The 6,000-nt window shown below is 40.1% G+C and carries 6 protein-coding genes; 1 reads left to right on the top strand and 5 read right to left on the bottom strand.

Annotation, left to right across the window (positions count from 1 at the left end; all coding sequences use genetic code 11):
• Positions 1-206: 206 nt before the first annotated feature.
• From JWR87_RS03415 to JWR87_RS03405, 3 genes are all read right to left on the bottom strand, one after another.
• Positions 207-830: a class I SAM-dependent methyltransferase gene (locus tag JWR87_RS03415; protein ID WP_297815596.1), complete on the bottom strand. Its 624-nt coding sequence runs from the start codon at positions 828-830 to the stop codon at positions 207-209.
• Positions 831-1,166: 336 nt separating this feature from the next.
• Complete coding sequence (gene fmt, locus JWR87_RS03410) at positions 1,167-2,132, bottom strand: methionyl-tRNA formyltransferase (protein ID WP_297815594.1); 966 nt, start codon at positions 2,130-2,132, stop codon at positions 1,167-1,169.
• Between the two features lie 63 nt (positions 2,133-2,195).
• Positions 2,196-3,518, bottom strand: coding sequence for a DUF1343 domain-containing protein (locus JWR87_RS03405; protein WP_297815592.1), 1,323 nt, complete (start codon positions 3,516-3,518; stop codon positions 2,196-2,198).
• 187 nt (positions 3,519-3,705) lie between these two features.
• Here JWR87_RS03405 and JWR87_RS03400 point away from each other — a divergent pair, with 187 nt between their 5' ends.
• Entirely contained in the window at positions 3,706-4,164 is a 459-nt protein-coding gene (locus JWR87_RS03400; protein ID WP_297815589.1) for a peptidylprolyl isomerase, read from the top strand.
• A gap of 445 nt (positions 4,165-4,609) precedes the next feature.
• Here JWR87_RS03400 and JWR87_RS03395 read toward each other — a convergent pair whose 3' ends face one another.
• Together JWR87_RS03395 and JWR87_RS03390 are read right to left on the bottom strand one after the other, a co-directional pair.
• Positions 4,610-4,786, bottom strand: coding sequence for a hypothetical protein (locus JWR87_RS03395; RefSeq protein WP_297815587.1), 177 nt, complete (start codon positions 4,784-4,786; stop codon positions 4,610-4,612).
• Positions 4,787-5,045: 259 nt separating this feature from the next.
• Positions 5,046-5,912, bottom strand: a complete 867-nt coding sequence (locus tag JWR87_RS03390) for a CPBP family intramembrane glutamic endopeptidase (protein ID WP_297815585.1) — start codon at positions 5,910-5,912, stop codon at positions 5,046-5,048.
• Between the last annotated feature and the right edge of the window lie 88 nt (positions 5,913-6,000).

Genomic DNA, 6,000 nt, shown 5'->3' with positions numbered 1-6,000 from the left:
AAATTTATACTTCATGTGCTGCTTTCGGAACTAAGTGGTCAAACGTACAGCAAAATCATATAATAGTAGGGCAATTGCCAGAAGAGATTATAAACAAGGCAAACAGTAAGATGTTGAAAAGTTGTTTAGTAATATTGGTTATCTCATTTTTAGAGCCGGCCAAATAATAGTATTCAACATTGTTGTGTCACTCACTTGTACTTGTATTATTTTTTTCGGCCCACAAATCGTATTACTGAACCTAGCCCGTTATGAAATACTCCTTCGTTCAATTCAATTTCTTTTTCTGCTAATTCTATAATTTCATAGCCGGCAAAATCAGACTTTAATTCATCCATCGAAAACAGCATCGCTATGTCTTTGGGTCCGCCAACTTTTTCATTTTTGCGAAGGTAGTCGAGGTGTATTTTGCTAAAGGCTTCAAAAATAACTACTCCGTCCTTACGTAAATATTTGTTAAGGGTCTTATGGTAGATTGATTTAATGTTAGCGGGAAAGTGCGCATAGATAAGTGCCACAGCATCGAATTGATCCGGCTTGTATTGTAATGCCTCCAGTTCCCCAACCTGGTAATCAATTATTACTTCATTGGCTTCTGCAAGTTTGAGGGCTTTGTGTCGGCCTTCAACACTTATATCAAACGCTGAAACTGTCCAACCAAGCTTCGCTGCAAAAACTGCATTTCGTCCTTCACCTTCTGCTGGAAAAAGTATTGTTCCTGGGTTCAATTTTTCTAATTGTTCTTTCAGGTAGTTGTTAGGCTGTTCCCCATAAGCAAAATCGTCGTTACTATACCTGTCATTCCATCTCTCAGTCCAGGAGTCGCTCATGGTTTTGTTAGTTTATCGGGTGGTTTTCAAATTAAACGTTCTAATGCTTTTGCTACGGCTGCTATCAATTACTAGCTTTTAGTCTAACCCCTTTGTAATGGCTCTTTCTACAGCACAACGTTTATCTCTTGTTCCATCGGATCTCAAAGTCCTTCTTAGTAGCAAGGGCGGTTGCTACATAAATTTAGGTTGCGTGCCATAATAGTCTGAGCGGGATGCACAATAAAGGAATGGCATTTATAAACTGTTCCTGCTTCGCCTGTAGCAAATGCTTCCTCTCGTTTTGGCAAGCGATCGGGCTTTTGGGCTAATACGATAAATAAAAGCTGCTTACTCTTAAAACCGGTAGCCACGTAAAAACTCCGCAACTCCTATTCTTTTTTTGCCTTCTAGCTGAATGTCTAAAGCATGTACGTACCCGTTGGCGCAAGCAAATTTCAGGTAAGTCTTCCCGTCGGTTTCATATGCTCCGGGCGTACTCGACGTATTGACCTTTTCTTTGCTACTTTGATAAATCTTTAAAATTTTTCCATTTAGATGTGTGAGAGCCGCAGGGTAAGGAGACAGTCCCCTTATCAAATTATACACTTCGTCGCATGACTTATTCCAGTTGATGGTACAAGTTTCAGTAAAAAGCTTTGGTGCATGTTTTAATTCTCCGGTAAACTGCTCAAGTGCTTTGGATTGAGCTGTCTCCTGCAATGAGCCGTCTTCAATTCCCTTAACTGTTGCTACCAGTAAACTGGCCCCGATTTCTTTCATAATATCATGCAACTGCCCGGCTGTGTCATTCTCCCCAATCAGGATTTTCTCCTGCAATAAAAGGTCCCCTGTGTCAATCTCTTGTTGCAGTTTAAAAGTAGTAACGCCCGTTTGTTTTTCTCCATTAATGATCGCCCAATTTATCGGCGCTGCACCCCTGTATTGTGGCAACAGCGAACCGTGTAGATTAATGGTGCCAAGTGGTGGCATTTTCCAAACTACTTCGGGCAACATGCGAAAGGCAACCACCACTTGCAGGTCCGCGTTCAGCGCTTTTAATTCCGCCAGAAATTCCGGATTTTTAAGTTTTGGCGGTTGCAGAATATGCAGCCCTTTTTCAACTGCATATTTTTTTACAGCACTTTCAGTCAGCCTCATTCCACGGCCTGCTGGTTTATCAGGTGCGGTAATTACCCCTACAATAGTAAATCCTGCTTCCACCAATGCATTCAATGAGGCAACGGCAAACTCCGGTGTTCCCATGAAGACGATCCGTGATCCCTTCCGTTCCGTTAGTGGAGACGTGTAATTTTCTGACATGCGTAAATATAAAGAGATGAGTTCTTTTAAAATTAGCCTGGTAAATATTCCCCCTTGAGGTCGTTAGCGGGAATCGAAATCGGCATACATCAAATATTTTTTTCTTTTCTTTTTAAAAACCTCCAGTTTTGGCTGCCAGCTTGCTCTTATCTCATTCTCCGATTTTCCATCTATTATTTGTTGCATCAGTTCTGCATTGCCGGCAAGTTTATTAAAGAAATAATCGGCTGGTTTAGGATTGGCTTTATTCGCTTTTATAAAGAAATTTTGTTTGTCCGGAAATAGCTTATAAGCATTCAAAAGGTATTTTAACTGAATTCTGTTATCCACCTGCTGTAGTATTTGTTCAATAGGTCCTGACAGATTCCATCCGTAACAAAGCTTGTCTTTCAACTTCGGGCTACTTGAACCTGCATTTGCAACGGGTGTAAAAGCGTATAAATTTTTAGGTAACGAAGGGTGACCGAAAATTTGGAAAGGCTTGTTAGTTCCGCGTCCTTCATTCAACGCCGTTCCTTCAAAAAAGCAAGTGGAAGGATACCAATAAAGCGATCCTGCATCGGGCAAGTTGGGCGAGGGCTTTATTGGCAAAATATATTTGCTTTTATGGGTATAGTTACGACATTTAATAACCGTTATATTTAATCCATTCCCTTTTCCTTTGCCAGTTTCAGATGCATTATTTACTATTCTCATCATCCACGATGCCATTATGTTTTTATCAAGCAGTCCTTCGCCAACTAAGAAATTTGCATATTCTCCTATCGTCATTCCGTACACCACAGGCACCGGTTGCATACCAATAAAACTTTTAAAAGTAGTGTCAAGCACAGGACCATCTATATAGAAGCCATTTGGATTTGGACGGTCTAAAATAACAAGCGGTTTGTCAAACTCCATTGCGCTTTCCATAAACTCCTGCAGCGACGAGATGTAGGTGTAAAAACGTACACCTACATCTTGTATATCAAATACAAGAATGTCTACGTTTGCCAGGTCTTCTTCCGAAGGTTTTCTTTTAGCCCCATATAACGAGATAACAGGAATCCCGGTTTTTTCGTCTGTATAATTGTCAATATGACTACCCGCATTTGCATTTCCTCTGAAGCCATGTTCAGGCCCAAAAATTTTGGTGATGGTAATGCCTAATTTTTTTAGAGTGTCTACCAGGTGAGTATTGTTTATTGTTGCAGTATTATTTGCAAAAATGCCAACTCTTTTTCCTTTTAATAAAGGGAGGTAGTCATTGATTTGATAAGCACCAGGTAAAATTTGCTTAGCTGTAGCCGTAGCAATTGCACGCTTTTTCGCACCTTGTTTATTCTTTTGGGCATATACCATTAGCATACTTAAAAGGCCGATTAAAGACAATGCCGCTTTTTTCATAATTGCTGGTTGTAAATGAATGAGCTTCAAATTTAATTTGAGATTTCTTTTTTAATCAGTTTATTTTGGCGCGCATTTATTTTTTGCACTTGTCTATCTGCCCCTTAAACGGAATAATTAGTTTCTGATGGCAAGATTGTTGTTCGAAAAATATAAAAAGTAAGGTTTACAATTAAACAGAAACAATATGCAACAAGTAAAAAGTGGTGATACTGTTAGGGTTCACTATCACGGAAAATTGACTGATGGCACTACTTTCGATAGCAGCGAAGGTCGCGAACCTCTTGAATTTGAAGTAGGCAGCGGTAACGTTATTGCGGGCTTCGACAGTGGCGTTACGGGTATGCAGGTGGGAGAGAAGAAAACGATAAATATCCCGGCGGATGAAGCGTACGGCCAAAAACAGGAAGATCTTTTAATGGAGTTCCCCCTTGATCGTTTTCCTGCTGATATGCAACCTGAAATTGGTATGCAGTTGAACATGAGTAATGGAGGAGGTCAAAATTTTCCTGTAGTTATAACAGAAGTTCGTGAAGACTCTGTTGTGTTGGATGCCAACCATCCGCTGGCTGGTGAAGAACTTACTTTTGACCTTGAGCTTGTTGAAATTAAAGGTGGAAAAAGTCCGCTTATCATAATGCCGTAAAGATTTTTTCTTGCTGAAATGTTGATGGAAGGCTGGTTGCTTTTGTAGCCAGCCTTTTTATTTTGCAGCCAGCTGACCCCCGCTATTTTACATCGTTGTGTCACTCACTTCTACAGCAATTTTTTTATTCGGCTACTTATATGCTTTATCAAAATTCCCCAAAAAAAGCTAGTGTCGACATGCTTCATACTTCAAAACACATCGGTTGCCCGGTCATCTTTTAACCGTTATCCAACCGCTGTTATCCAACACTATCAACATCCAACTCGTCACCTTCTTTTCCTTCCCTTATTCAGCCACCAACCCCAGCCACAGCGGGGTTAGGCGCCGGCCGGCTAACAAGTCTATTAATTCAGGCACATCACTTCCTATAGCGTTTGCCACCAGGTGTTGCTGTTGTAGTGCGCATATAAAAAACCAAAAATGGCAATTCCGAGACTCTCTATTAGAGCTGTTGAAAAACGGCCAGGGTTTTGCCAGGAAGCCAGATAAATATGAGTACAGATAAAAAAGCGGTTGTTAAACTTCTAATAGCAGACATGGCCATGTTTGTATTATCGGCAGCATGATAAGTGACAATAGTAAAAGGCTTTCCCTGTCTTCCCTCATCAAATATTGCCATTTCTTCGTGCGATGCACTTGGGGTACTCCTTGCAACAAGGTACTGCCCATCTTCACCGAAACATTTATGAAAGCGATTGTATCACATTTTTCTGGTTAGCCACTGCTATAAGCTGCATCAGAATGATGCGTACACAGGCGGAAAAACAGCTTCCCAGCAAAAACAAGGATAGCACAAAACTTAGCGCCAATAACTGTTTTTTTGCATACCGCTATTTTAAAGAAAATTAATGAGTAACTAGTCGAAAGTCAAAAAAATTCTAGACGGCAGCAGGTTGATATCGCTTCAGGAAAAGAAACGCGAAAATGGCAATTGCTACAACAAATAACAGGGGACAAAGTAATGAACCTTCAAAGCCAAACGGACCTCCTGTCCAAACTTCGGGGCCGGTAACTGTTTGTTGTAATATGCTTGTAAGCTTTAAACCGCTTACATCATACCCCAACACCGGTCCCTGGAAATAATTCCATGCAAAATGAAAGCAGATGCCGAACCAAAGATTTTTAGTGAATATGTAATTTAGGCCTAATAAGATGCCAGCTAAAAGAATGTTGACAATGGCAAAAACAGTCACATCCGGATTTGCTTCATGAAACAAAGCAAACAAAACAGCCGATATAGCCAGTGCTACCCATTTGTTTATTGACTGCAAAAGATTGTTTAGTATATATCCCCGAAACAACAATTCTTCAACAAAGGCAACGATAATCATCATCATAACTTCCAGCAATAACGGATTTATATTGAAGGTGGCTGAAATGAAAGAAATGTACCCGGTGGCAACTAGAATGAGTGAACCTATACCAAGTATGGCAAGTGCGCCAAAAAAACCAAGTCCTGCTTCGTTGCTGTAGCCATTCCACGAAAACCCCAGACTTTGAAAAGACCTTCTATCTATGAACCTTCGCATTAACCAGGTAGTAATAAAAATTGTCAGGCCCATCAAACCATATAGAATTCCAAAATTTAAAATGCTGCCATCGCCACTTTCAGTACCTACTTTAAATTGATTCATAATCTCATCTCCAAATACCTGGAAAGTGTACACAATTAATGAAATAACCATCACATATACTACTGCTCTTATCCATCCTTGTTTGATCACTGGTGTGTGCGTTGCTTCCATTGAGATATAGTTATAAGTTTAGTAATACAAGAATAAGTAAGTTTATTGTTGGCGCCAATAGTTATTGTTTTTACCATTATCCAAGGCC

The organism is Segetibacter sp., from assembly GCF_025963695.1.
In the GTDB taxonomy this organism is placed as follows: Bacteria; Bacteroidota; Bacteroidia; order Chitinophagales; family Chitinophagaceae; genus Segetibacter.
Note: the sequence above shows the minus strand (reverse complement) of the source record. Positions and strands in the feature narration are given on the sequence as shown.

Bases quoted from the DNA above. Each gene is read 5' to 3' on its own strand.
- fmt (WP_297815594.1), bottom strand. From the start codon at position 2,132: ATGTCAGAAAATTACACGTCTCCACTAACGGAACGGAAGGGATCACGG.
- JWR87_RS03405 (WP_297815592.1), bottom strand. From the start codon at position 3,518: ATGAAAAAAGCGGCATTGTCTTTAATCGGCCTTTTAAGTATGCTAATG.
- JWR87_RS03395 (WP_297815587.1), bottom strand. From the start codon at position 4,786: ATGGCAATATTTGATGAGGGAAGACAGGGAAAGCCTTTTACTATTGTC.
- JWR87_RS03390 (WP_297815585.1), bottom strand. From the start codon at position 5,912: ATGGAAGCAACGCACACACCAGTGATCAAACAAGGATGGATAAGAGCA.
- JWR87_RS03415 (WP_297815596.1), bottom strand. From the start codon at position 830: ATGAGCGACTCCTGGACTGAGAGATGGAATGACAGGTATAGTAACGAC.
- JWR87_RS03400 (WP_297815589.1), top strand. From the start codon at position 3,706: ATGCAACAAGTAAAAAGTGGTGATACTGTTAGGGTTCACTATCACGGA.